This is a genomic window from Microcoleus sp. T3_B1 (assembly GCF_036700445.1).
GTDB lineage: Bacteria > Cyanobacteriota > Cyanobacteriia > Cyanobacteriales > Microcoleaceae > Microcoleus.
Genome location: NZ_JAUBOX010000001.1, coordinates 53304 through 74688 on the forward strand (window position 1 = coordinate 53304; position 21385 = coordinate 74688).

The 21385-nt window shown below is 45.3% G+C and carries 25 protein-coding genes; 6 read left to right on the top strand and 19 right to left on the bottom strand.

Going from position 1 to position 21385, the window contains the following annotated elements; all coding sequences use genetic code 11:
• Positions 1–74: 74 nt before the first annotated feature.
• The 3 genes from devC to QT990_RS00235 form a co-directional block, all read right to left on the bottom strand.
• Positions 75–1235 carry an ABC transporter permease DevC gene (gene devC / locus QT990_RS00225; protein WP_333203037.1) on the bottom strand — a complete coding sequence of 387 codons (1161 nt, stop codon included), beginning with the start codon at positions 1233–1235 and terminating at the stop codon, positions 75–77.
• Positions 1236–1535: 300 nt separating this feature from the next.
• A complete protein-coding gene (locus QT990_RS00230; protein WP_333464764.1) occupies positions 1536–3179 on the bottom strand; it encodes an HlyD family efflux transporter periplasmic adaptor subunit in 1644 nt (547 codons plus the stop codon).
• A 71-nt stretch (positions 3180–3250) separates the two neighbouring features.
• Positions 3251–3988, bottom strand: a complete 738-nt coding sequence (locus QT990_RS00235; RefSeq protein ID WP_333464765.1) for a phycocyanobilin:ferredoxin oxidoreductase — start codon at positions 3986–3988, stop codon at positions 3251–3253.
• Between the two features lie 139 nt (positions 3989–4127).
• Here QT990_RS00235 and tatA point away from each other — a divergent pair, with 139 nt between their 5' ends.
• Positions 4128–4325: a twin-arginine translocase TatA/TatE family subunit gene (tatA, locus tag QT990_RS00240; RefSeq protein ID WP_333464766.1), complete on the top strand. Its 198-nt coding sequence runs from the start codon at positions 4128–4130 to the stop codon at positions 4323–4325.
• Between the two features lie 78 nt (positions 4326–4403).
• Here the strand turns inward: tatA and QT990_RS00245 are convergent, their stop codons facing one another.
• The 10 genes from QT990_RS00245 to QT990_RS00290 all read right to left on the bottom strand — a co-directional run bounded on the left by QT990_RS00245 (position 4404) and on the right by QT990_RS00290 (position 11177).
• Complete coding sequence (locus QT990_RS00245; RefSeq protein WP_333464767.1) at positions 4404–4709, bottom strand: type II toxin-antitoxin system RelE/ParE family toxin; 306 nt, start codon at positions 4707–4709, stop codon at positions 4404–4406.
• The gene (locus tag QT990_RS00250; RefSeq protein WP_333138460.1) at positions 4702–4971 is read right to left on the bottom strand and encodes a type II toxin-antitoxin system ParD family antitoxin; all 270 of its coding nucleotides are present in this window, start codon (positions 4969–4971) and stop codon (positions 4702–4704) included. The genes QT990_RS00245 and QT990_RS00250 overlap by 8 nt, the downstream gene beginning before the upstream one ends.
• A gap of 311 nt (positions 4972–5282) precedes the next feature.
• Entirely contained in the window at positions 5283–6062 is a 780-nt protein-coding gene (gene panB, locus QT990_RS00255; protein WP_333464768.1) for a 3-methyl-2-oxobutanoate hydroxymethyltransferase, read from the bottom strand.
• A 20-nt stretch (positions 6063–6082) separates the two neighbouring features.
• Positions 6083–6382, bottom strand: coding sequence for a type II toxin-antitoxin system RelE/ParE family toxin (locus QT990_RS00260; protein ID WP_333138455.1), 300 nt, complete (start codon positions 6380–6382; stop codon positions 6083–6085).
• Positions 6379–6645 (bottom strand): type II toxin-antitoxin system ParD family antitoxin, encoded by a 267-nt coding sequence (locus tag QT990_RS00265; protein WP_333054747.1) that lies wholly within the window; start codon positions 6643–6645, stop codon positions 6379–6381. The genes QT990_RS00260 and QT990_RS00265 overlap by 4 nt, the downstream gene beginning before the upstream one ends.
• 148 nt (positions 6646–6793) lie before the next feature.
• On the bottom strand, positions 6794–7210 hold the full coding sequence (locus QT990_RS00270; RefSeq protein ID WP_333138453.1) for an aspartyl protease family protein: 417 nt from the start codon (positions 7208–7210) through the stop codon (positions 6794–6796).
• Positions 7211–7363: 153 nt separating this feature from the next.
• Positions 7364–7828, bottom strand: a complete 465-nt coding sequence (locus QT990_RS00275) for a hypothetical protein (RefSeq protein ID WP_333300156.1) — start codon at positions 7826–7828, stop codon at positions 7364–7366.
• An 18-nt stretch (positions 7829–7846) separates the two neighbouring features.
• Positions 7847–8683, bottom strand: a complete 837-nt coding sequence (locus QT990_RS00280; RefSeq protein WP_333300158.1) for a hypothetical protein — start codon at positions 8681–8683, stop codon at positions 7847–7849.
• 101 nt (positions 8684–8784) lie between these two features.
• Positions 8785–9219 carry a hypothetical protein gene (locus QT990_RS00285; protein WP_333138447.1) on the bottom strand — a complete coding sequence of 145 codons (435 nt, stop codon included), beginning with the start codon at positions 9217–9219 and terminating at the stop codon, positions 8785–8787.
• 200 nt (positions 9220–9419) lie between these two features.
• Positions 9420–11177: a serine/threonine-protein kinase gene (locus QT990_RS00290; RefSeq protein WP_333138445.1), complete on the bottom strand. Its 1758-nt coding sequence runs from the start codon at positions 11175–11177 to the stop codon at positions 9420–9422.
• A gap of 625 nt (positions 11178–11802) precedes the next feature.
• On the opposite strand from QT990_RS00290, the gene QT990_RS00295 reads away from it, so the two are divergent.
• The 3 genes from QT990_RS00295 to QT990_RS00305 all read left to right on the top strand — a co-directional run bounded on the left by QT990_RS00295 (position 11803) and on the right by QT990_RS00305 (position 14160).
• Positions 11803–13233, top strand: a complete 1431-nt coding sequence (locus tag QT990_RS00295; RefSeq protein WP_333045238.1) for a form I ribulose bisphosphate carboxylase large subunit — start codon at positions 11803–11805, stop codon at positions 13231–13233.
• 136 nt (positions 13234–13369) lie between these two features.
• The gene (rcbX, locus tag QT990_RS00300) at positions 13370–13780 is read left to right on the top strand and encodes a RuBisCO chaperone RbcX (RefSeq protein WP_333138541.1); all 411 of its coding nucleotides are present in this window, start codon (positions 13370–13372) and stop codon (positions 13778–13780) included.
• Positions 13781–13824: 44 nt separating this feature from the next.
• Entirely contained in the window at positions 13825–14160 is a 336-nt protein-coding gene (locus QT990_RS00305; RefSeq protein WP_332954823.1) for a ribulose bisphosphate carboxylase small subunit, read from the top strand.
• Positions 14161–14240: 80 nt separating this feature from the next.
• Here QT990_RS00305 and QT990_RS00310 read toward each other — a convergent pair whose 3' ends face one another.
• The 3 genes from QT990_RS00310 to QT990_RS00320 form a co-directional block, all read right to left on the bottom strand.
• The gene (locus QT990_RS00310) at positions 14241–14882 is read right to left on the bottom strand and encodes a restriction endonuclease subunit R (RefSeq protein ID WP_333138442.1); all 642 of its coding nucleotides are present in this window, start codon (positions 14880–14882) and stop codon (positions 14241–14243) included.
• A 247-nt stretch (positions 14883–15129) separates the two neighbouring features.
• Positions 15130–15363 (bottom strand): hypothetical protein, encoded by a 234-nt coding sequence (locus QT990_RS00315; RefSeq protein ID WP_333464769.1) that lies wholly within the window; start codon positions 15361–15363, stop codon positions 15130–15132.
• A gap of 10 nt (positions 15364–15373) precedes the next feature.
• Complete coding sequence (locus QT990_RS00320) at positions 15374–16597, bottom strand: hypothetical protein (protein WP_333464770.1); 1224 nt, start codon at positions 16595–16597, stop codon at positions 15374–15376.
• 220 nt (positions 16598–16817) lie between these two features.
• Between QT990_RS00320 and QT990_RS00325 the strand changes: the two genes are divergently transcribed.
• Positions 16818–17087 carry a hypothetical protein gene (locus QT990_RS00325; RefSeq protein ID WP_333289604.1) on the top strand — a complete coding sequence of 90 codons (270 nt, stop codon included), beginning with the start codon at positions 16818–16820 and terminating at the stop codon, positions 17085–17087.
• A gap of 127 nt (positions 17088–17214) precedes the next feature.
• Here the strand turns inward: QT990_RS00325 and QT990_RS00330 are convergent, their stop codons facing one another.
• Positions 17215–17589, bottom strand: a complete 375-nt coding sequence (locus tag QT990_RS00330; protein ID WP_333138433.1) for a hypothetical protein — start codon at positions 17587–17589, stop codon at positions 17215–17217.
• Between the two features lie 261 nt (positions 17590–17850).
• Between QT990_RS00330 and QT990_RS00335 the strand changes: the two genes are divergently transcribed.
• Positions 17851–18420, top strand: coding sequence for a Uma2 family endonuclease (locus QT990_RS00335; RefSeq protein WP_333138431.1), 570 nt, complete (start codon positions 17851–17853; stop codon positions 18418–18420).
• A gap of 75 nt (positions 18421–18495) precedes the next feature.
• Here the strand turns inward: QT990_RS00335 and ruvC are convergent, their stop codons facing one another.
• A complete protein-coding gene (ruvC, locus tag QT990_RS00340; protein WP_333246280.1) occupies positions 18496–19029 on the bottom strand; it encodes a crossover junction endodeoxyribonuclease RuvC in 534 nt (177 codons plus the stop codon).
• A 95-nt stretch (positions 19030–19124) separates the two neighbouring features.
• Positions 19125–20240, bottom strand: a complete 1116-nt coding sequence (gene bchI, locus QT990_RS00345; RefSeq protein ID WP_333138428.1) for a magnesium chelatase ATPase subunit I — start codon at positions 20238–20240, stop codon at positions 19125–19127.
• Positions 20241–21385 lie beyond the last annotated feature (1145 nt).

The window sequence follows — 21385 nt, forward strand, 5'->3', positions numbered from 1 at the left end:
GTGGTTTTTTTTTCCTAATTCCTCCTTCTTCAATCCGTGTATCCGTGTCAAAATCCGTGTCGTGCCTTCCTTCCTTAAAAAATATCTGCCGGATCGGCCGCCTGCAATTTCCTAACTGCGATCGCCCCGGATACACAACACATGACAACTGTCATTGCAAAAACAGTCCCAGCTTTCATCAAAGTCATGTACAGTGGCAAACTTGTCGCACTTCTCCCTAAATTGTACAGCACCACAGAAACCCCAAACCCCGGCAAATAACCAAGAATTGCCAAAATCAAAGCCTCTTGAAACACCACACCCAAAAAGTAAATGTCCTTATATCCCATCGCCTTCAGCGTAGCGTATTCTGGTAAATGATCGGTAACATCAGTATAAAGAATTTGGTAAACAATCACTATCCCCACGATAAATCCCATTGCCGCGCCGAGAGTGAAAACAAATCCGATCGCCGTACTTTCTTCCCAATACTTTTTCTCAATATTTACAAACTCTTCTTTAGAAGAAATTCTCACATCATTCGGCAAAGTTGCCCTCATTTTCTCAACAACAGCCTTAACATCTGTTCCCGGCTGCAAGTGAACAATACCTATATCGATTAAACCTCTTGTTCTCCGCGTCGAAAAAATCCGCATAAAGTTCAAATCGCTGGTGACAAGATTTCCGTCGGCACCGAAAGAGGCCCCTATAGTGAATAAACCATCTACCCTAACGCGGCGATTGTCAACTTCAGTTTCAACAACTTTTCCCTGTTTGAAATATTCTGCTACCGGCCCAAACTCCGGCCGGGAAGCTTGGTCAAATAAAACCACATCGGAAATTTTGATTTTGTCCAAATTATTTTGGATTTCAGGCAGATCAAAGATGGGATTAGCGGGGTCAAAACCTATGACCATCAATTGCCGAGTATTTCGCTGGTTGGGGTCGGGGTTTTTCCACAATCCAAAGCCTAAATATACGGGACTAATTGCTGTAACGCCGTCAAAACTCAAAGCTTGATACAAGCGACGCTGGGGAAAACTTTTCATGGCTATTAAAGCCGTAGACTGGGTGCTGGTGATAAAAATATCCCCTTTTAACTGTGAGTGAAAGGTGATGGAGCTTTCAAATAGCGCGTCTCTAAACCCGAACTGCATAAACATTAGCAAGTCGGCGAAGCCAATGCCGGCTAGTGCGACGGCTAAGCGCATTTTTTCGCGGGTTAATTGTGCCCAAGCTAGCGGTATTTTTGCCATATAATGAAGGAAGTTCGGCAACGGATTATGTAACGGATGTAACGGATGTAACGGATGTAACGGATGTAAAGGATAGAAGGAAGAAGGAATAAGGAAGGAGGAAGAGGGAATAACTCCTCTGACCAATTACCAATTACCAATTACCAATTATATTATGTCCGGTCGATTACCCCTAATACGGTAGGGGCGGGTTCACCAACAATACCTGCCAATAATTGACAATCTCAAAAACCCGCCCTTTTAATCGCGGTCACTCGATCGGACATGATATTACCAATTACCAATTACCAATTACTCATGTTAGATGTCTATTTTAACTTCTACTTGCAAGTTTGTTAGGGTTGCAACTTTCTTGCTCGATGCCGGATCGAGGCGAATTCTTACTTCGATAACTCTCGCGTCGGTGTCGGCGGCGGGGTCTGTATTAAGGACATCTTTTTTGCCGATTTGTTTGCCGATGCGAGCGACTGTTCCTTCCAAAGCGCCTGCAAATACGGGGCTGGTGACTGTTGCGCGCTGGCCGTTTCGCACTTTGGCGATGTCGGTTTCGTAAACTTCTGCTACGGCGTACATTTGGTCGGTGCCGCCTAGTTCTACGATGCCGTCTTGAGTGTTGACACCTTCTCCTTGTCGGCTGTGAACTTTGAGGATGTAGCCGGATACCGGTGCTTTGACGTAACTTAAGTTTAAGTCTACTTGAGCTTTTTGTTTGGTGGCGATCGCACTTTCTACGGCTGCTTGGGCTGCTTGCACGTCTTCGGGACGTACTTCGGCAATTTGGTCGAGATTTGCTTTGGCTTGATTGATTTCTTCTTGGCCGGTTTCTGCTTTTTGTTTGAGTATTGCTTCGGCTTGATTAATTTGTTCTCTACCAGTTTCTATCTTTTGATTTAAGGTGGCTCTAGCTTGGTTAATTTCCTGCCTGCCTGTTTCTAACTTGCGTCTGAGATTGGCTCGCGATTGATTGATTTCCTGCTGGCCTGTTTCTACTGTTTGTTTGATTGTTGCTTTAGTTTCGACTATTTCCTCACGCAAAGTTTGCACGGTTTTTTCTAATATGGCTTCAGCTTCTTTGACTCTCTGGCGAGCCGTCTCTGCTGCTAAGCGTTTGGTGTCGTAGGCGGAAGCTGAAATTGCGCCTGTTTCGGAGAGCTCTTTATTGCGTTTTTCCTCGGCTTCGGCGTTTGTCAATTCGGCTTTTAGCCGATCGACTGTAGCATTTTGAGAGGCAATTTCGCCGCGCAATTGAGCTTCTAACCTAGCCAATTTGGATTGCTGCACCTCTGTTTCTCTGTCTAGTTGTGCCTCAAATTTGGCAAGATTAGCTTGTTCGGCTTCGGTTTCTCTTTGCAGTTGTGCTTCAAACTTGGCGACGTTAGCTTGTTCAGCTTCGGTTTCTCTTCGCAGTTGAGCTTCTAAGCGGGCGACATTCGCTGCTTCGCCTTCGGTTTCTCTTTGACGTTGAACTTGAAACTTGGCAACTTCGGCTTTCCCGGCGCCGACAACGCCTGTTTTTGCGCCTGCTTGAATTTTCGCTAATTCTGCTTGTTTGACTTTGACTTCTTTGTCGGCTTGTTGGAGGATTGCTTGGAGCCGATCGCGCGTATCGAGAACTGCTATGATTTGTCCTTGACTGACTCGATCGCCCTCTTCCACCTGCAACTGTTCAATTCTTGCTCCCTCCGACGCAGAAGGGGCGGACAATTTGATAACTTCCCCCTGCGGAGTCAACCTACCCAAAGCGGTAACGCTGTTGCGGGTGGCGACGGAAGTTGCAGCCGCCGTTGCAGCCGCCGCCTTTAACTCTTCGGCTTTTTTAAGTTGAGATACTTGCCAAAAACCGACTCCTGTGGTAATGAGAGTTGCACCGATCGCTAAACCGATAATTCCTCGCCCTGGGGGTTTTAAAAATGATTTATCCTTGAGCCGTGATTCCTTTACCATTACTTATAAAGTAGGTGATTTCCTGATTAAGTTTTTTTCACCTACTGTGAAGTATTGTAAACCAATTTCAGCTATTTAGGGATATCAAAAAGCACCTCGGTCATGTAATGTTCAGCCCAATCTTGACCGAAAGCTTTTTCTAGTACGCGGCGGGTTTTGTCGTTTTGCTGCTGCTGGGTGCAGTAGTAAATTTGAGCGTCTAGAATTTCCGAGGCTTCGGCGGCAGAGACTGGTTCGGAAGCGACTGCCTGTTTGCAGTGAATTTCCACGTAGGATTCAACAATATCCAAAAACCGACTGTTTTCTTCGATCGACTCTGGCCGCACAAACAGACAAAATTCTGAGAAAATATCCCCCCATTCGGGAATTGGGCGGGGAGAAGAAAATTGCTTTAGCGGCAAAATTCCCAGTTGGGTTCGGTAGGGTTCCGACAAAGTTCGATCTCGATTGAGGGGAGAAAGGTCTGCGATCGCGGCGCTAACTTGGCCTTTGCCTGCTACGATATCCGTACCGAACATCGGCAAAGCATAATTCGGTCTGGGAAACATCACGCAGTGCAGAATGTCAAGCAAGGGCCCGACTTTAGCGAGTTCGAGGTGGATTTTGCGGAACTGGGGCGTTTGATAGCAGCGGTTTTCAATGATCAGTTTTTCTCCTTCCAAGCGGCCTTCTACGTATCCCAACTCAGCGGGCAGGTGGTAGGGTTCGAGGTCGAGATAGCGGTGCCATACTGCTTCCATCCGGTCTGCTAAATCGCGGATGAGATGGTGCTGTTGCTCGCGTAGAGAAGGCTGGGATGTTTCTAACATTCTTATTTATCGTGCGATAGCTTAATTAAACTTGATTCTACTGTTGCAGGATGCAGGAAAAAAGGTAGATACTTTAACAATATCAGTAGATTGACTTAAGATTGACTTACGATCGATCAAGTTTTAGAGGAGATTTTGTATGTTTGGTCTGGGATTGCCCGAAATGGGCATTATTGCGGTGGTTGCCATACTAATTTTCGGCCCCAAGAAGATTCCTGAGTTAGGAAATGCTTTGGGCAAAACGCTGCGGAGTTTTAAGGAAGGGGTTGGTCAATCTGAGGATGAAGCTGTTGAGAAGGAGAAGGCAAAGGAGGAAAAGAGCCAGTCTGGGGATTAGATAAATTAGGGATCGTTCGATTTTAAAAATGCGATAGATTCTGGGGAGAGAAGGCGATCCACTAATTTTATATGTCAATTAGTTATCGCCATTCTCACATAATAGAGCTTCTAGATCGCGGTAGCCACTCAGCAGGCGTTCAACTGCAATCCCATTTTCAAGGGGACGGTAGAAGATGATATAGTTTCCAATAGCAAAACCGCGCAATCCCGGTGCTAGTTCTTCATAACTCCGTCCCATTCTAGGAGATTTTGCAATTAAATTGCATTGGTTTCTAAAGGTTTCAACAAAACGCCTCGCTGCTGCAATATTATCGCGAGCAATATAATTTTTAATCTCCCTCAAATCATACTTAGCTTGAGTGCTAAGAAAATACCTACTCATTGATTGCCCGCTCTTCTAATTCTATTTCTTCCAGAAGTTCTGCAACTACTTCTTCGCCATCAAAAGTTTCTCCTCTATTCGATTGCTCAATACCAACAGCCACTTCTCGGCGAAGTTTTTCGATCCGCATTTGACGCTGCATATCTCGCTCTTCAAGCAGTCGCAATGCTTCCCGAATTACTTCACTAGCCGATAAATACCTGCCAGTGTTGACCTTTTGCCGAACAAATTTTTCTAATTCAGGTGTCAGCGATACATTCATAGCTGAGTTGAAGTTGTGATGTATTTAAGCTGATTTTAGCAGGAATGTCAAAGTTTGTCAAACTTTGTTATGGCTGAGATAGAGCAGGCTTTCCAAAAAGTTGCCGGGCGGGTTTCACCGACAATAATTGGGAGCATCTCATATTTGCAAAAATACTTCTTTATTCTTCCTTCTGACTCTTTTCTCCTGGCTCCTGACTCCTGACTCCTAACTCCAATTTCTAGCGGAGGGCTGCTTTCATTGAGATGCTCCCCAATAATTGGGGAAAACCCGCAATCTCCTAAACCCGAAAGATCCCAACTATAAAATCTTTACGAATTAGGAAATTTTCGTTCTCTAACTTCTAGAGAATAATCTGTTACAGCTTGAGTAATTGTCTCTCGCAAATTGACATAAGCTTTTGCAAAAGGCGGCTGTTTTTCGGAAAGTCCCAACAAATCGGAAGTAACTAAAACTTGGCCGTCGCAGTGCGGCCCGGCGCCGATACCAATGGTGGGAATAGTTAGTTTTTGGGTAATTTGAGCGGCTAAGTCTGCGGGAATGTGTTCTAAGACGATCGCAAAGGCACCGGCTTCTTGAAGCGCGATCGACTCTGCTATGATGCGATCGGCTGCTTGGGCCGTTTTTCCTTGTTTTTTGTAGCCGAGTTGGTGTACCGACTGCGGAGTTAAACCGACGTGCCCCATCACCGGAATTCCGGCGGATGTTAGCTGCGAAACTGTGGCGGCCATTGCTGGATATCCACCTTCTAATTTTACAGCTTGAGCGCCGGTTTCTTTCAAAACTCTCCCGGCAGAGTGCATGGCTTGCTGGGGACTTTCTTGGTAAGTCAAAAACGGCAAATCGACCACAATTAATCCTTGTTTAACTCCACGGCGCACTGCTTTAGCGTGGTGCAGCATTTCATCGAGGGTTAGCGGCAGGGTTGTGTCGTAGCCTAAGACTGTCATGGCGAAGGAATCGCCGACTAGGATGATATCTACGCCGGCTTGATCGATGAGTTGGGCGATCGCATAATCATAAGCTGTCAGGGCAACAATTGACCGCCCTTGTTGTTTCCACTGAATTAATTGATGAGTAGTGACTGACATTTTAGTGCAAAAATATAATATTATCTGTCTTCTACAAAAACATCCTCAAAGTCTCTATAACCACTCAACACCCTTTCAATTTGGATACCATTTTTAATAACGCGGTAAAAAATTACATATTTATCTACAGGGAAACTGCGTAGAGACGGTGCTAATTCCTCACGACTGCGCCCCCTTTCTGGAAAATCTGCTAATAAACGAAATTTTTCCTGAAAAACATTAAGAAAATGGTTGGCTGCATTGGCGCTAAACAGCAACAGATAGTTCGTGAGTTCCCTTAAATCTTGCTTGGCGGGGGCACTCAAAGTGTATCGACTCATTTTTCACCCTCATCGGCTTGCTGAATCTCCTCACGCAGTTCTCTTAACACTTCTTCACCATCAAAAACCTCTCCGCGATCGGAAGCTTCAATTCCAATCATTATTTCCTTGCGGAGTTCCTCTAAACGCACCAAGCGTTCCATTTCTCGTTGTTCTAGCAATCGTAACGCAGCCCATACCACTTCAGAAGCTGATGAGTATCTACCGTTGTTGACTGTTGACTGAACAAACTGCTCTAGTTCGGGAGTTAAGGATATGTTCATTACGTTGAGTCACCTATTTGAGTCAACTACTATTTCCCATAATAACAAAAAACTATCAAATTTTGCGATCGGGATTTTAAACAAGGAATCAGAGACAAGTAAGCTCTAATGTAGGTAAATCAAGCATTTAACGTTAATCATCGAGATTTTACACGCGAATATAGCTTTGCATTCCCTCCGCCGGCAAAACAATCAACCGCTGATTTTTTAAGTCCGGTTCTAAACCCAAATCTTCGAGGGGAATTAAGCCGAGTAAAGGTTCTTCTCCTGCGGGAATTTCTACACAATCATACCTGCCTTCTCGTCCAGCTACGGCAAGAGTGACATCTTTGAACAGACGAAATTTTCTGGTTCCTATTGCCGTATGTCCGTCGATTTCACCTAGCATTGGCAAACCCAACTGACTGATAATATCTGCTGGTAAGCAGAGTCGAGTTGCGCCTGTATCGACTAAGACGTTATCGATGGTGATAGAGCGTATTTGCTCTGCGGGGATGAACCCTCTTTCTCCCAGAATTTCATCGATGTGATTGGTGACGGTTATTGTTGCGGTGACTCGATCCATTTTTTTATCCTTTTGTTTTGCTAGAGAATGTTTTCGTTGCTTTTTGACTAAATGATCTACGATCGAGGTTGCCTATTTTACATTTTAACAATATTTGTAACTAAAAGCGCTGTTGTTATTTATTGTTGAAATGGGATTGACAAATATGGCAACTTAATAGCAAAAATGCTCTCTAATTATTGAATTACGAAGCTTCTGCCATTCTTGTTTAGAAACATCTGCACGAGTTTTGTCACCCGATGGATCGCGGATATCCCAAATTGTATCTGCAATCCGATCTAGCGATCGCCCATGAGAACGATAATCGAAGTCCCAGAAAGCATCACCGACGCAATCTCCTTGTGTAGTAATCATTTCTCGATCGACTGTATTACGAATAGCATTCCATTCGCGGATGTAGGCAGAAGAATCGTCAGAACGCAATTTGCGACCTCCTAATTGAGGATTCACTCTATAAAAAAACCAATCCGTAAACCTATCCACAGCTTGAGTTCGTGATTCATAATCGCGCGCTGTAGCACTGTCTAGATTGGAACCACCGAGTACAAGGGCTATAGCTAACGCACACACCCCTAAAAACTTCGATTTTGACTTAATTGAAAGTGATTTAATTACCACGATGAAACCCAATAATAATTATCCATTTCCCCGATATAGCTGGTGAGATATCTTTTGTTTCCATCCATCTTTAGAACAAGAAAAACCTCCCGTTTTCGGTGCTAGAGTAGATAAACACCAATAATTTCTCCCATCAAACACAACGCCTTTTTTGATATATTGTAGATCAGAGAGAGGTTGCCACGGTCGCTCGATATTAGACTCGTCATAATATCGATATTGTTGTCCCTTGACCTCTAAACCCTGAGCCGTACCTCCCAACCAATAACGACCTTCTTGAATTATGTTTGATGACGATTTTTGTTGAGGGCTATCTGTCTTTTTCTCAAGCCACCAATTCCTCACAAAACGTTTTGTATTTTCAGAACCTCTTGTCGTAGCGACTATAACTAGCAGTTCTCCTTGTTGATTGATAAACTCAAAACGACAAGGCCCCTCTCCTGTACCCGAACAATCCTTAATCTCTTTATATCCCAAATCAAATAGCTCTTTAACCGAACGATCTCTGAGGTTGGGTTGACCCTGTAAGCTTGGCTGCCACCGTTGTTGAATCAGGATTTGGCGCGCCTCTTTGTATGGCATACCTTGTTGAAGAGGTATTTTTTTGGGGGCATTTACATAAATTTCAAGGCTGACTTGAACTTTTTTATTTAAAGCCTCGATAGTTGAATTTTCGGGTGGATTATTCAGGTAATTTTTTTTACTTTTTGTATCGATGTTTGCACTATTTATGCTGGGAAGTTGTTGCTGTGTGGCAGCATCCGCCAAACTTGTATATCCAATGGCGATTAGTCCCATCAAGGGTGCAATAATTCTGGTTGTAACAAGAGTGCGATCGCATATCCAATTTTTCATACTCATCGGTTTAAAACCTTTCTTTTTACAGAGTTGTGTAGAGATGACCTCTACTCTAGGAGTTATCTTCGATAAATGCTGCGCTGTAAGGCGATCGAGTCTCACAGTCCACAATTGGAAATATACATTTCGCGTCGAATTGCTGACCATTCACTAATGCCGATCCGATCGCTTTTGGGAATGGGCTGTCCGGTTCGTTGAGGATGGCGGCTATAAAAAATTGTATCTGCAAGTAAATCGTAGGTTTGCTCGTAGGTTTCGCCGTTAATTGTCGTGAATTCCCATCCTGTCTCTTCTGGGGCTGGCCTAAAACAGACTTCTTGTACCGACTTAACTCGTGGATCGATCGCTTCGCGCAATCTCCGCCATTGATTGCTATATTCGCGATCGCCCGCTTGCAGTTTGCGATTGTTTAACTGAGGATTAACCCTGTAGAATAAGAAATCGGTCAATCCATCGACGGCTTGTTCTCGCGATTCGGCTTTGGCTAGATTCTGGCTGCTGAGGACAAGGGCGATCGCCAGAGCACCAACCATTGAAAATCTTGAGACAGACTTAATTGATAACGACTCGATTAGCATATAGCAATCCTAAATCATTTGCATAATTATTGTAGGGGCAATCCGACCCCTACTCCCCGTGGTTGCCCGATAGATATGGGGTAGGCACTCTTAGCACTACCCCTACAAATGTATCTGAATCATTTAGGATTGCTATAGTGATTTGGTGTTAATTCCTACCGCCATCCCAACCACCTGAGCACGGGCACAATTAAATAATGACTCACTCCCAAACAAAGCCCGATCGCACTTCCCAACAAACCAAAAAACATAATCGAGCCCCAAACTTGCAGCCAGCCGAAGGTAACGTTAGACAGTGACAAAATCCCAAAGAAACTCCCCGGAAAAATGTTCCACGCATTCAGCAACAGAAACATTCCCGTAGAGAAAACAGCCACTACCAAAGCGTGAACTAATTGATGACTCCGCAAACCCATTCCCACAGTCATAGAGGCGATCGCAAAAGCTCCCAAAATAACCCCCTGCACACCACTAGAAGCTGTTGCTTCCATCCAGCACAAACCCGCCAACAAATAGCCCTGAGCTCCCATCAATCCAGACAGCCAATACTGTTTTTGCTGGCGAAAACTCCCCGCATCCGTCAAACCGATCGCAGTTCCGAACCCCGCAAATCCAAACAGCAGCACTTCCGGCCCGACGGCGAAAGTCATATTAGGAATTAATTGCTGCAAACCTTCATTTAGAAAACTGGCAATTTCCGGGCCAATAGGCGAAGCATAGGCCAAAACCAAACCGCCGATCGCCCCCGCAGTTCCACCAACGCCACCGAGTACCATTTCCCAGCCCGTATCCAGAGAAGCTACCACGATTTGGGCGATCGCGCCGAACAGCACAACCATCAAACTTCCCGTTTTTTGCGCCCCCGTCACCACTACTTGCCGGCAGAATTCTACAATAGCTTGACCCATTGGGGCGATCGCGATTTTCCCCTTACTCCTAGCATAAATCTCCTGCAAACGCGCCCGAACATCCCCAGCCGTCGCCGGACGTTCCCGCACGTTCGATCGCACCATATCGTCCAACAAATTCGCAAAAGGCGGACTCACAGATACAATGTGGCGCCATCGCAACTCTCCCGTCATCGGATCTTCAATTTCCGCCGGATACTTCCCCGTCAGCAAGTGAATGCAAGTCCGCCCCAGCGCATAAAAATCCGTCGCCGGCACCACACCGCCTCCCACAATTTGTTCCGGCGGACTGTACCCAGGCGAAATCAACCGCGTCGAACTCGGAGAATCTTTCCCCATCGGTTCGACACCGCCCATTTGTTTAACTCCCCCAAAGTCGATCGCCACCAATTGCAGTCCGCCCAAACCCTTGCTAAGCAAAACTTGGGGCGATTCCGGGTCTCGCAGCATCAAATTTGAGGGTTTAATGTCGCGGTGAATAATCTGAGACCTGTGCAACTCCTCTAAAATTTCCACAGCTTGACTCAGCCAACTAAACACCCATTCCTGCGGACATCCTTGAGGGTGCTCGTCGAGAACCTCTTCTAAAGTTTTGCCGTGAATCTTTTCCATTACCAAACAAGGCAGCCGCTTCGCCGCAGGATTTCCCTCCCCGCCTGCAAAATTTTGCGTTTGGACGTGAAAATAACCCTCACGATCGACTCTAGGGACGCCTGGGTGCTGCAAACCTGCCAAAACTTCAGCTTCTTGCTCGAACAGTTTCAGCGCTTTCGGGGCAGTTTCGAGCAACACTTTCAGAACGCGCTCGGTTTGAGTTTCTTTGTCCCAAACTGTGAAAATCGCTGCAAAACCCCCGGAAGCGAGGCTTTCTAGAGGCACATAGCGATTTTTTAGCTGCAGCGGAGCCCCGCAACTATGACAAAAATTGTTGCCCCAAGTCTGAGGGTAGGGCCTTGGGCAATCTGGATTGATGCAGTGGACGGCTTTTGAAGGGGGGTGAGGCACAACCAGAGTAAAAATGGGACTAAATATCCATACTAGACTTACGCGCAGCTAAGGCAGAAACCAGGTTTTCAGCGAGGTTAAATTGCTGTAACGACGGATTTGGTTTGAGAAACAAGCTTGCTCTTGCTGCACAAGCCCTGTCCATATTATGTGGTATCCTGTGGATTTTTGAGTTAGCGGTCTCAGATTCACGGGATTTTAGATTTTAGATTTTGGATTTTAGATTGCTACATACTGAATGGCAGTTGAGATCGATCTTAACTCCCAACCACAACTTTAGGTATTTCTAACTACTTCCCTCTGCCCCATTACCCATTACCAATTCTGATTTTTCAGTATTAAATTCTTTACATAAACCGTATTGCTCCGCTGTTCGGCTCGCTGCACAATATATTTCGATCGCTCAAAATTCCCCCCCACTCTGCGATCCCCAGCCTTTCCTCCTGCATCCTTCGCCACGGAAATTTCATAAGATATGTTACAAATATTTTCGGAATGTAAAGCAAAATAAACAATACTTATGATGATTAAAAGAATATTAAAATTGGAGAGTGACACTTTGTTGATATATTTTTAACAGCCTGCGATCGGGCAAAAAAATTAAGCGAATACTAGGAAGCGAGATATGGCTTACGCGCAAACCCAAACTCAATCAAAGGCTGGGTATAAAGCCGGAGTTCAAGACTATAAACTAACGTATTACACGCCGGACTACACGCCGAAAGATACAGATATTTTGGCTGCCTTCCGCGTCACACCGCAGCCGGGAGTTCCCCCAGAAGAAGCAGGCGCTGCTGTGGCTGCTGAATCTTCTACAGGTACATGGACGACTGTTTGGACTGACCTCCTGACCGACCTCGACCGCTACAAAGGTCGCTGCTACGACATCGAACCAGTTCCCGGTGAAGACAACCAATACATCTGCTTCATTGCTTATCCTTTGGATTTGTTTGAAGAAGGTTCCGTCACCAACTTGCTGACCTCTTTGGTGGGTAACGTGTTCGGTTTCAAAGCTCTGCGCGCTCTGCGTTTGGAAGACTTGCGGATTCCCATTGCTTACCTGAAAACCTTCCAAGGCCCTCCTCACGGTATTACCGTTGAGCGGGACAAATTGAACAAGTACGGTCGTCCTTTGCTGGGCTGTACAATTAAGCCCAAATTGGGTCTGTCTGCTAAGAACTACGGTCGTGCCGTTTACGAAGTTCTGCGCGGCGGTTTGGACTTCACCAAAGACGACGAAAACATCAACTCGCAACCGTTCATGCGCTGGCGCGATCGTTTCTTGTTCGTTCAAGAAGCTATTGAAAAAGCTCAAGCAGAAACCGGCGAAGTCAAGGGTCACTACCTCAACGTAACCGCCCCCACCTGCGAAGAAATGATGGAGCGGGCTGAGTTCGCTAAGGAAATCAAAACCCCCATCATCATGCACGACTACCTGACCGGTGGTTTCACTGCTAACACCACCTTGGCCAAATGGTGCCGCCGCAACGGTATCTTGCTGCACATTCACCGCGCTATGCACGCCGTGATTGACCGTCAGAAAAACCACGGTATCCACTTCCGCGTGCTTGCCAAGTGCTTGCGGATGTCCGGCGGCGACCACCTGCACTCCGGTACAGTTGTGGGCAAACTCGAAGGCGAAAAAGGCATCACGATGGGCTTCGTAGACTTGATGCGCGAAGACCACATCGAAGAAGACCGCAGCCGCGGTATTTACTTCACCCAAGATTGGGCCTCCATGCCCGGTGTCATGCCGGTTGCTTCTGGTGGTATCCACATCTGGCACATGCCGGCTTTGGTGGAAATCTTCGGCGACGACTCCTGCTTGCAGTTCGGCGGCGGCACCTTGGGCCACCCTTGGGGCAACGCACCTGGTGCAACTGCTAACCGCGTTGCTTTGGAAGCTTGCGTCCAAGCTCGTAACGAAGGCCGCAACTTGATGCGCGAAGGCGGCGACGTAATTCGCGAAGCTTGCAAATGGTCTCCTGAACTGGCTGTTGCTTGCGAACTCTGGAAAGAAATCAAGTTTGAGTTCGAGGCAATGGATACCCTTTAAGGATTTTTGGTTTGAGATTTTAGGTTTTAGGTCGCAAACTTGCTGGGAAGTCTTTATCTTTGAAGAAGATTTACAAGTAAGTTTGCATCCAAAATCTAAAATCCAAAATCTAAAATTTGAGGGGGCTGGGGTCAAAATGGATCTCAAACAAGTTGCGAAAGACACCGCTAAGGTGCTGGCAAGTTACCTAACCTATCAATCCGTGCGGATGGTGGTCGCTCAGTTGAGCGAAACCAATCCTCCTCTGGCAATCTGGTTGAATGACTTTTCCACTAAGGGCAAAATCCAAGATGGAGAAGCTTATATTCAAGAGTTGCTTTTGGAAAATCAAGATTTAGGCTTTCGGATCATGACTGTGCGAGAGTATCTGGCTCATGATGTGACAGAATATTTGCCAGAAATGGTTTGTACTGGCATTCAACAGGCGAATATGGAACACAGACGCCAGCATTTAGAGCGAACTACGCAACTTAATTGGTCTGTTCCTAGCAGTAATCCTGAAACATCAATAGATTCTGAACCGAATCTGGATAATTTGTCGAGTTAATCGATCGACAAGTGCGATCGAACACACACCTTAGAGATACAAAAATGAAGACTTTACCGAAAGAGCGTCGTTACGAAACTCTGTCCTATTTGCCCCCGCTGACAGACGCGCAAATTGCCAAGCAACTCCAGTACATCTTGGATCAAGGCTACATTCCCGGCGTAGAATTCAACGAAACCTCTGCTGCTGAAATGCGCTACTGGACTTTGTGGAAGTTGCCTTTGTTTGGTGCTCGCAGCGTCCAAGAAATCATGGCTGAAGTTCAAAGTTGCCGTCAAGAAAATCCTAGCTGCTACATCCGCGTCATGGGTTTTGACAACGTGAAGCAATGCCAAGTGCTGAGCTTCATCGTGCACAAGCCTAACACCAGAGGCTACTAAAAAGTATTGGCTGGCTAATCTAACTTTTAGGTTAACAGTCATTGCAGATTGGAGGCGGGGAATTTTCTCTGCCTCTTTTTTTATAGTTTGCAAATAGCTTTTAAAACTTGCAGCAACAAAATTGAAGGTTCGGACTCCATCAAAGTCAGAAAGGGCATTAGCTGATAGGTTGGGGGATTTCCTCTGCGGATATTGACAAACTGATAAAACTCTCCGCTAGTTGCCAATCCCCAAACAGACTCTTGATATTCTAAACTTTTAGAGGCGTAAGTTAGGAGTTGGGGCAAACCTGCGCGGGGAGCAATTAGACTATTTTTAGATTCTACTACTAAAATCCAAAATGGTATATCAGCGGCAATTTGTTTCTCTTTATTGATTGCTAAAATGTCTAATCTGCCTGTAATCGTTGTGTCTTCATCTTCTATAGTTATGTTAGCAATGTCTTGTTCTAGACTCATCTTGATTGGGCGGCGGTAGAAGCCAGCCAATCGCATTAAGGGAAACGTAGTTAAAGCCTGTACCAGTCCTTCAGAGACTCTTTCCACTGAGAGGTATTCGCGAAAATCGTTGCGGATTTGGGCGAGTTCTAACTGTTCTATCTCTGTTAAGGATTCTAAGGATAAAAAATTTGTGTACGTGTCATTATTAAGCTGCTCTTGGAATTTCAAAAATTGACTTACTTCACCGAGAGTTATATTTTTGGCGTTAATAGTTGTTGTCATATTTTGATAGGGATTTAAGTTTTAGTGATAATTATAACATAGAGATTGTGAGAGTCCACTTGCACCACTCTTAGGAACAGGCTTTTCGGCCTGTTCCACAACATATCAAGTTTCTTGTGGGGTATGCCGGAGAGCCGGCCCATATTCTTAGGAACAGGCTTTTCGGCCTGTTCCACGACATATTAAATTTTTTGTGGGGCGGGCATCTTGCCCGCCCATGAAAGTGACAAAGGGGATAACTGCGAACCTAATCTATCCTTTCCATCACAATTCCATCAACTATTTCATAACCCCAATTAGAGTTGCGATTTGCCAACTGCTGGGCCATATCGCATTCGCCCAAATTGCAGAGTTCAACTAACTTTTGATATCCTGCATCTCTTTCTCGCTGCAATCTTGACCGCCGCAGTTTTTCTCTCTCTTCCTCAGAAGGATTTGGTCGCTCTTCTCCCAGCGGATTAATATCGCTAACTCGTTTCATATTCGCCTCATTAAAAAGGGATTGATTCGACTATTTCACCGTCAACTATTTCGTACCCCCATTCTGGGTTTGCAGCGATTTGTTTTTCAACAATACTTCGACCGAGAGGAGTTTGGTAAGCTTTTTGCAAAGAGGAAATACTGGGGATTTCGGCGGCGGTTGGCGGCTCTTTTTGTTCGAGTTTTGGCGGTTCAGCAATTGTTTCAGATGTGGATTGATTTAAGGCTGATTGAGGCGCGATCGCCCCTAACTTCCGCATAACGCTATCCTTGGTGATTTGCGGTTTTTCGTTGAAGGAAGAGGGCAGATATGGTGTGTCAACCCCCTGCTGTTTTGCTTTGAGTGCATCGTCGGCAAGGCGATCGCACTTTCGCAGAAATCCCTCCCACAAATCTTTGCCCAAAACCGGGTTTCTCAAGTCAGCACGGGCTTTAGATACTGCTGCTTCCAGCGGTTCGCCTTTGTGCACGTAATACTGAATTCGCTCCTCTTCAAAGGCAGGATAAGGCACTTCCGGCTCGATTTCCCAATCTCGCTTAACTTTCTGACTTTCTCCTAAAGGAATTCCGGCGATAAATTCATCCCAAAAAGTCGAGGTTAAGCCTTTTGTCATGCTGTCAATAATTTTAAATGCCCATCCAGAAGGATTGCCAAATCCTAAGTTGTGCTCTTGAGCATATGCTTCTAAAGCTCGCTGAAAGTTGTGCAGTTCTTCTTGGGAATTCCAAGGGCCGCTAAATCGGTAATGAGGCGTGACAGCAACGGCTATTTGCTGGCGAGGTTGCCCGAAATATTTGTCGGTTTTAACTACATGATTTGGGGGTGATGTTTCGGGGATTATTTCTACAGGGCGATTGTTGCTTTCGCGGCTTGTCTGTGGTATAATTCCGGCAGGATTGGATGTCCAAAAGTTATTGAGTTTTTCCTCGAAAGCGTCAATGTCCGCCCAGAGTTCTAGGGCGTCGGTGTTGGGATTTGTTAATTTTTCTTTCAGGAGCGATCGCACTTTGAGTTGCTGTCTGGCTAATTCCTGTTCTTCCTGATTTAAACCGGTGGCTTTTTCTATTTCTGCGCTGTTAGTTTTCACCCATTCGCCGGAGTAGGAATGTTGTGCTTGCCATTGCAATAATTGGCACAGAAAAATACTGGCTGTGACTCCGCCGGTGATTTTGGCTAGTTTGGGATAGTAGATGGCGGGGTTTCCTAGATTTCCTAAAAATATTCCTATTTTCATTTTTTATATTCCTAATTCCCTTGAATAGTAGGGTGCTCTTCGGCGCACCTTACCTCGACTAAACTAGCATGGAGAAACTTAAGATTTTCTTTAAACTTGTGTCTATTCCTGACTGAATGGAGTTTCTAGAGGAAAGACGGGGATCGCATATTCGATCGCCTGATTGACAGGAATCAGTTAAGCGTAATAATAAATTATTTACTGTACAGATCCTCCCAAAATGAATCCAGAACGCCAAGAGGCTTATTTGAACTTAATCGAGCGAGTGCTTACTTGCCCCAACGGCCAAGAACCAGAGGTTTTGAGTTCCTGTTCCGATTTAATTGATGCGGGATTTGTGCAAATGCTAATCCAGATATCGGCTTCAATGGCCCGCGCAGGTGACGAAGATACTGCTAATTTTTTAGTGCAACTTGCTCGTTTGCTGGGGAAATCTTTGGGTTTGTCGCCGGATTTGATGGCGGCTGGGTACAGTAGTGCACAGGGGTAGAGAAAAAGTGCGTTAGCGAAGCCCTCGAAGAGGATCGCCTCGTTGTATCATGTTTTGAGAAATGAGGGCGATTCCCTACCCTTGGCGATAGCTTCGCTTCACCTACCTTTTAAATGCAGCGATGGCTTTACAGTTTATATTCTAGAGGCTCGCAAAAATCATCCACCCCAGTTTTAAATACATAAATAATCACCGACGTTACCAAAATATCAGGGCAAATTTTTGCGGCAACTAAATCTCTAAATGCTGCATTCAATTGTCCGTTTGTCAACTCTTCTTTAACCTCTGATTTGCAGATAGCAACGCGGCATCTTTTTGCCAATCCGTCTAACCAATTTTCCGAGATATTCGGTTCTTGTCCGGCTTGAATTGCTAGAGATATCGCTGCATCTTCGATGTTACCTTCGCAATCTTCGATGGCGTCTAGGGCTTTTAGGGCTTCGGGATATTCGGCTAATTGTGAGCGAAATTGGGCAATTTGTTGTGAGGTAATAATCACCATATTATTTTCCTGTGTTCTCTGCTGGTGGGATAAGTTTAGCAATTAAAGTTGCTATTATAGCATTTTTTCATTAAGGTGGGAATTGGGCGATCGAACTTAATTACATTTTCAACTAATATTTTGCACCTCGCAATAGTCTGTCTGGGGCTTAAGCCCTGGTATTAAAGCTTAAGTCCGGGCTATGAGGAGTGATGTTAAAATTGACAAAAGGCGGCGCTAAAATAGGTTTGCAGGGCTCATATTTCTAGGGAGTTAGGAAAAATGACAACCATTATTTTAAACTTAGATACTGTCGAATTAACCGACGAACAATTTTACCGTTTATGCCAGATGAATCGAGATTGGCAATTTGAACGGACACCTAAAGGAGAAATCATTATTATGTCACCCGTAGGCGGAGTCAGTGGCAATCGAGAAGCCTATTTAATTACAGATTTGGGCTTGTGGAACCGTAAAACGCAGCTAGGGAGAGTGTTTAGTTATTCTACAATTTTTCGCTTGCCTAATAATGGCTATCGAGTTCCAGACGCCGCTTGGGTTAGCTTAGAAAGATGGTCTGCTTTAACAGCAGAAGAACAAGAGAAATTTCCGCCCATTTGTCCTGATTTTGCCATTGAATTGCGATCGCGCCCAGACCCCCTGCGGCCGCTTCAGGATAAAATGCAGGAGTATCTAAACAGCGGTTTACGCTTGGGCTGGTTAATTAATCCTCTAGACGAAAAAGTAGAAATTTATCGCCCTTCTCGCGAAGTAGAGATTGTACAATTTCCTGTGAGTTTATCGGGAGAAGATGTCTTGGCCGGATTTGTTCTTAATTTGCCCATGATTTGAACGGGAATTAGGAATCGGCGATTGAAATCGCTACTACACAAACCAAGTCCGCGCAACGCGAGACTAAAGATTAGATTAAATTTTTCCTGTTTCCAACTCTATTTTTTTCGGACAAATATCATCATCGTACCAACCCGTCAAAGCCACCGCCAAAGCATCCGCCGCATCGTCGGGTTTCGGAATGTAACCCAACTCCAACTCCCGCGCCACCGCCTCTTGCACTTCAGACTTATCCGCATTACCGCGCCCTGTCAAAGCTTGCTTAATTTGAGCCGGCGTAAACTCGAACAGCGGCACTCCACACTGCGCCAATACTAGGGTCAAAACGCCCCGCGCTTGCGCTACAAGTATGGTATTTCCCATCTTGTAAAAGAACAGTTTTTCGGCAATTGCTATATCAGGTTTAATCTGTTCAATTACCTCGTGCAAATCGTCGTAAATTGTTTTCAACCGCTGTCCCATTTCCTGTTTTGGCGTTGTTTGTATGACGCCGCAATCAATCATGGAAACGCTGTTTTTATCTTGTTTGCCCGGTACAATTTGACAGGAAATTGCCCCGTAGCCGAGATTGGCCAAGCCCGGATCTAGTCCTAAAATTCGTTTTTCCATTGCCAGAATTAGTAATTGGAAATGGGGAATTAGGTATGAAAATTTGGGAAGGTTTCATCACCACCAATTACCCATTTCCAATTACCAATTACCAATTACCCCTCAGTTGTTTCTAGGCCGAATACCCGATCGAACACTTTCGTCACTTTATACCCCGAATCTATTGATTCTAGCGGGTCTTTCCGCAACCGGTGCCGCAAACACAGAGTCATCACCCGGCGAATATCGTCCACAGTCACCTCCGTGCGACATTCCAAAGCCGTGAAAGCTTTCGCAGCCCGATTCGTCACCAAATCGCCCCGCAGCCCGTCTACGTCCAATTCCGCGCAAACTTGGGAGATTTTTACCCGCAACTCTCGATCGATAGTTACCGATTTCAACCTTTCCTGGGCTTCCACCAACTTCTGCTGCATATCATCTTGTTCCTGCTGATATTTCGCGAGAAACTCCGCCGGATTTTGGTCAAAACTCGATCGCTGTTCGACAATTTCCACTCTTAAATTCGGGTCTTTTACAGTCCGAATTTCTGCGTGCATCCCGAATCTATCGAGCAACTGTGGCCGCAATTCTCCTTCTTCTGGATTCCCGGAACCGATTAAAATAAACTTAGCCGGGTGGCGGATTGAAATGCCTTCTCTTTCAACAGTATTCCAACCGCTAGCGGCGGAGTCAAGCAAAACATCGACTAAATGATCGTCGAGCAAATTGACTTCATCAACGTACAGAATGCCGCGGTTAGCTTTAGCTAAAAGGCCGGGTTCAAAAGCTTTAACACCTTCCGACAAAGCTTTCTCGATGTCGATCGTACCGCAAACTCGGTCTTCTGTCGCGCCCAAAGGTAAATCTACCATTTGGACTTTTTTGCGGGCGATTTTAATGTCAGTTTGAGATAAAGTGCGATCGCGCACCTCATCACTCATCAAATCAGGATCAGTGGGATGACTGTTAAAAGGATCGTCAGCCACCACCTCAATTTCCGGCAGCAAATCAGTGAGGGCGCGGATTGTGGTAGATTTACCAGTACCTCGATCGCCCATAATCATCACCCCGCCAATTTTGGGATCGATGACATTCAACAGCAGCGCCAGTTTCATCTCCTCCTGGCCAACAATTGCAGTGAAGGGAAAAACAGCGCGGCGGGCTGCGGTAGCGGTAACGGTTGGTAGAGCGCCCGCATTTAGGGTATTGCTGACTTCGGCAGTAGGACTCACAGGATAACTCAAAATATAATAATTGCTTGTTTATTGTAGGGGATAAGGGATTGTCTGGGGCGATCGCACTTGTAGGGCCCGCACGGAGCACAAAGTCGCTTCAACATCCAAGCGCAACGCCAGATTTGTTGCATTTACATTGTAGATTTTGGCGGGCAGGATGCCCAACCCCTACTCCCCACAATAGTTTGAACCAAAATCACCAGGTACATTCAATGTAGGTAGCGCCTTCAACACTCAAGCGCAACTAAGCTTTTCTCGATCGCGACTTACGCATCAAAACCAAAGAAACCGGGTTTTTTGCCGTTTCTGCGGTTTGTAACGAAATATTGTCGCAAAAAACGGTTTCTGACCACCGGTGCGTTCAGGAGTATTTATTTGAATTGCAGCTTTGGGCGGGCTCTCCTCCCCACCCCACAATAGTTTCAGTCAACTGAACCAGTAAGTTAAATGCGGGGTGGCTTTGAATTTTTGGGCGATCGGCAACCCAACTGTAAACTAATGTAACGATTTCCTGCGATTCGCATAAAAACCTCAAGTTCCCCCAGATAGATAATTAAGAGCGCTTTGCTCGCAAAGTGCTGTAACTTTGGGCGATCGGGCAACGCTAATGTAAACTTATGTAACAATTTTCCCGAATTTGCATAAAACCCTCAAGTTCCGCCAGATATATATTTGAGTCCACTTTGAAGCAAATTTTTTTCATGGTAGTTAGTCCAAGACGCAGAAACAACGTATTTCTATCATTATTCGCTGTGCTACGTAATCGCAACCCTTTGTTTTTAGCGGTTCTTGCGTCTAGGACTGGTAGTATAGCTGTCGATCGACGATTAAGGAGCTTTAAAGTAATCGTCATTAAATTCGGTTTAAAGGAGTTTTAAGTAATGTCATAAAGTCCTGTTTCTTTGATACTTTACACAAAGTTAACAAATCTTCTGCATTGGGGATGCTTTACATCTGCCGTGCTTTGCTAACAGTCTGGTGGGCAATAGCGCTAATACTTTATTAGTGCTTAATTTCTATGGTTTTTGGCTCTTTCACAGTCATCCTACCAAAAATTATATTGGCGATCGTAAAGTTCCTGTAAAGTCTTTAATGTAAAAAAACCGTATTCCTACGTATTGCTTTTTTTTTGCTTTCTGATA

Bases quoted from the DNA above. Each gene is read 5' to 3' on its own strand.
- devC (WP_333203037.1), bottom strand. From the start codon at position 1,235: ATGGCAAAAATACCGCTAGCTTGGGCACAATTAACCCGCGAAAAAATG.
- QT990_RS00230 (WP_333464764.1), bottom strand. From the start codon at position 3,179: ATGGTAAAGGAATCACGGCTCAAGGATAAATCATTTTTAAAACCCCCA.
- QT990_RS00235 (WP_333464765.1), bottom strand. From the start codon at position 3,988: ATGTTAGAAACATCCCAGCCTTCTCTACGCGAGCAACAGCACCATCTC.
- tatA (WP_333464766.1), top strand. From the start codon at position 4,128: ATGTTTGGTCTGGGATTGCCCGAAATGGGCATTATTGCGGTGGTTGCC.
- QT990_RS00245 (WP_333464767.1), bottom strand. From the start codon at position 4,709: ATGAGTAGGTATTTTCTTAGCACTCAAGCTAAGTATGATTTGAGGGAG.
- QT990_RS00250 (WP_333138460.1), bottom strand. From the start codon at position 4,971: ATGAATGTATCGCTGACACCTGAATTAGAAAAATTTGTTCGGCAAAAG.
- panB (WP_333464768.1), bottom strand. From the start codon at position 6,062: ATGTCAGTCACTACTCATCAATTAATTCAGTGGAAACAACAAGGGCGG.
- QT990_RS00260 (WP_333138455.1), bottom strand. From the start codon at position 6,382: ATGAGTCGATACACTTTGAGTGCCCCCGCCAAGCAAGATTTAAGGGAA.
- QT990_RS00265 (WP_333054747.1), bottom strand. From the start codon at position 6,645: ATGAACATATCCTTAACTCCCGAACTAGAGCAGTTTGTTCAGTCAACA.
- QT990_RS00270 (WP_333138453.1), bottom strand. From the start codon at position 7,210: ATGGATCGAGTCACCGCAACAATAACCGTCACCAATCACATCGATGAA.
- QT990_RS00280 (WP_333300158.1), bottom strand. From the start codon at position 8,683: ATGAAAAATTGGATATGCGATCGCACTCTTGTTACAACCAGAATTATT.
- QT990_RS00285 (WP_333138447.1), bottom strand. From the start codon at position 9,219: ATGGTTGGTGCTCTGGCGATCGCCCTTGTCCTCAGCAGCCAGAATCTA.
- QT990_RS00295 (WP_333045238.1), top strand. From the start codon at position 11,803: ATGGCTTACGCGCAAACCCAAACTCAATCAAAGGCTGGGTATAAAGCC.
- rcbX (WP_333138541.1), top strand. From the start codon at position 13,370: ATGGATCTCAAACAAGTTGCGAAAGACACCGCTAAGGTGCTGGCAAGT.
- QT990_RS00305 (WP_332954823.1), top strand. From the start codon at position 13,825: ATGAAGACTTTACCGAAAGAGCGTCGTTACGAAACTCTGTCCTATTTG.
- QT990_RS00310 (WP_333138442.1), bottom strand. From the start codon at position 14,882: ATGACAACAACTATTAACGCCAAAAATATAACTCTCGGTGAAGTAAGT.
- QT990_RS00315 (WP_333464769.1), bottom strand. From the start codon at position 15,363: ATGAAACGAGTTAGCGATATTAATCCGCTGGGAGAAGAGCGACCAAAT.
- QT990_RS00320 (WP_333464770.1), bottom strand. From the start codon at position 16,597: ATGAAAATAGGAATATTTTTAGGAAATCTAGGAAACCCCGCCATCTAC.
- QT990_RS00325 (WP_333289604.1), top strand. From the start codon at position 16,818: ATGAATCCAGAACGCCAAGAGGCTTATTTGAACTTAATCGAGCGAGTG.
- QT990_RS00330 (WP_333138433.1), bottom strand. From the start codon at position 17,589: ATGGTGATTATTACCTCACAACAAATTGCCCAATTTCGCTCACAATTA.
- QT990_RS00335 (WP_333138431.1), top strand. From the start codon at position 17,851: ATGACAACCATTATTTTAAACTTAGATACTGTCGAATTAACCGACGAA.
- ruvC (WP_333246280.1), bottom strand. From the start codon at position 19,029: ATGGAAAAACGAATTTTAGGACTAGATCCGGGCTTGGCCAATCTCGGC.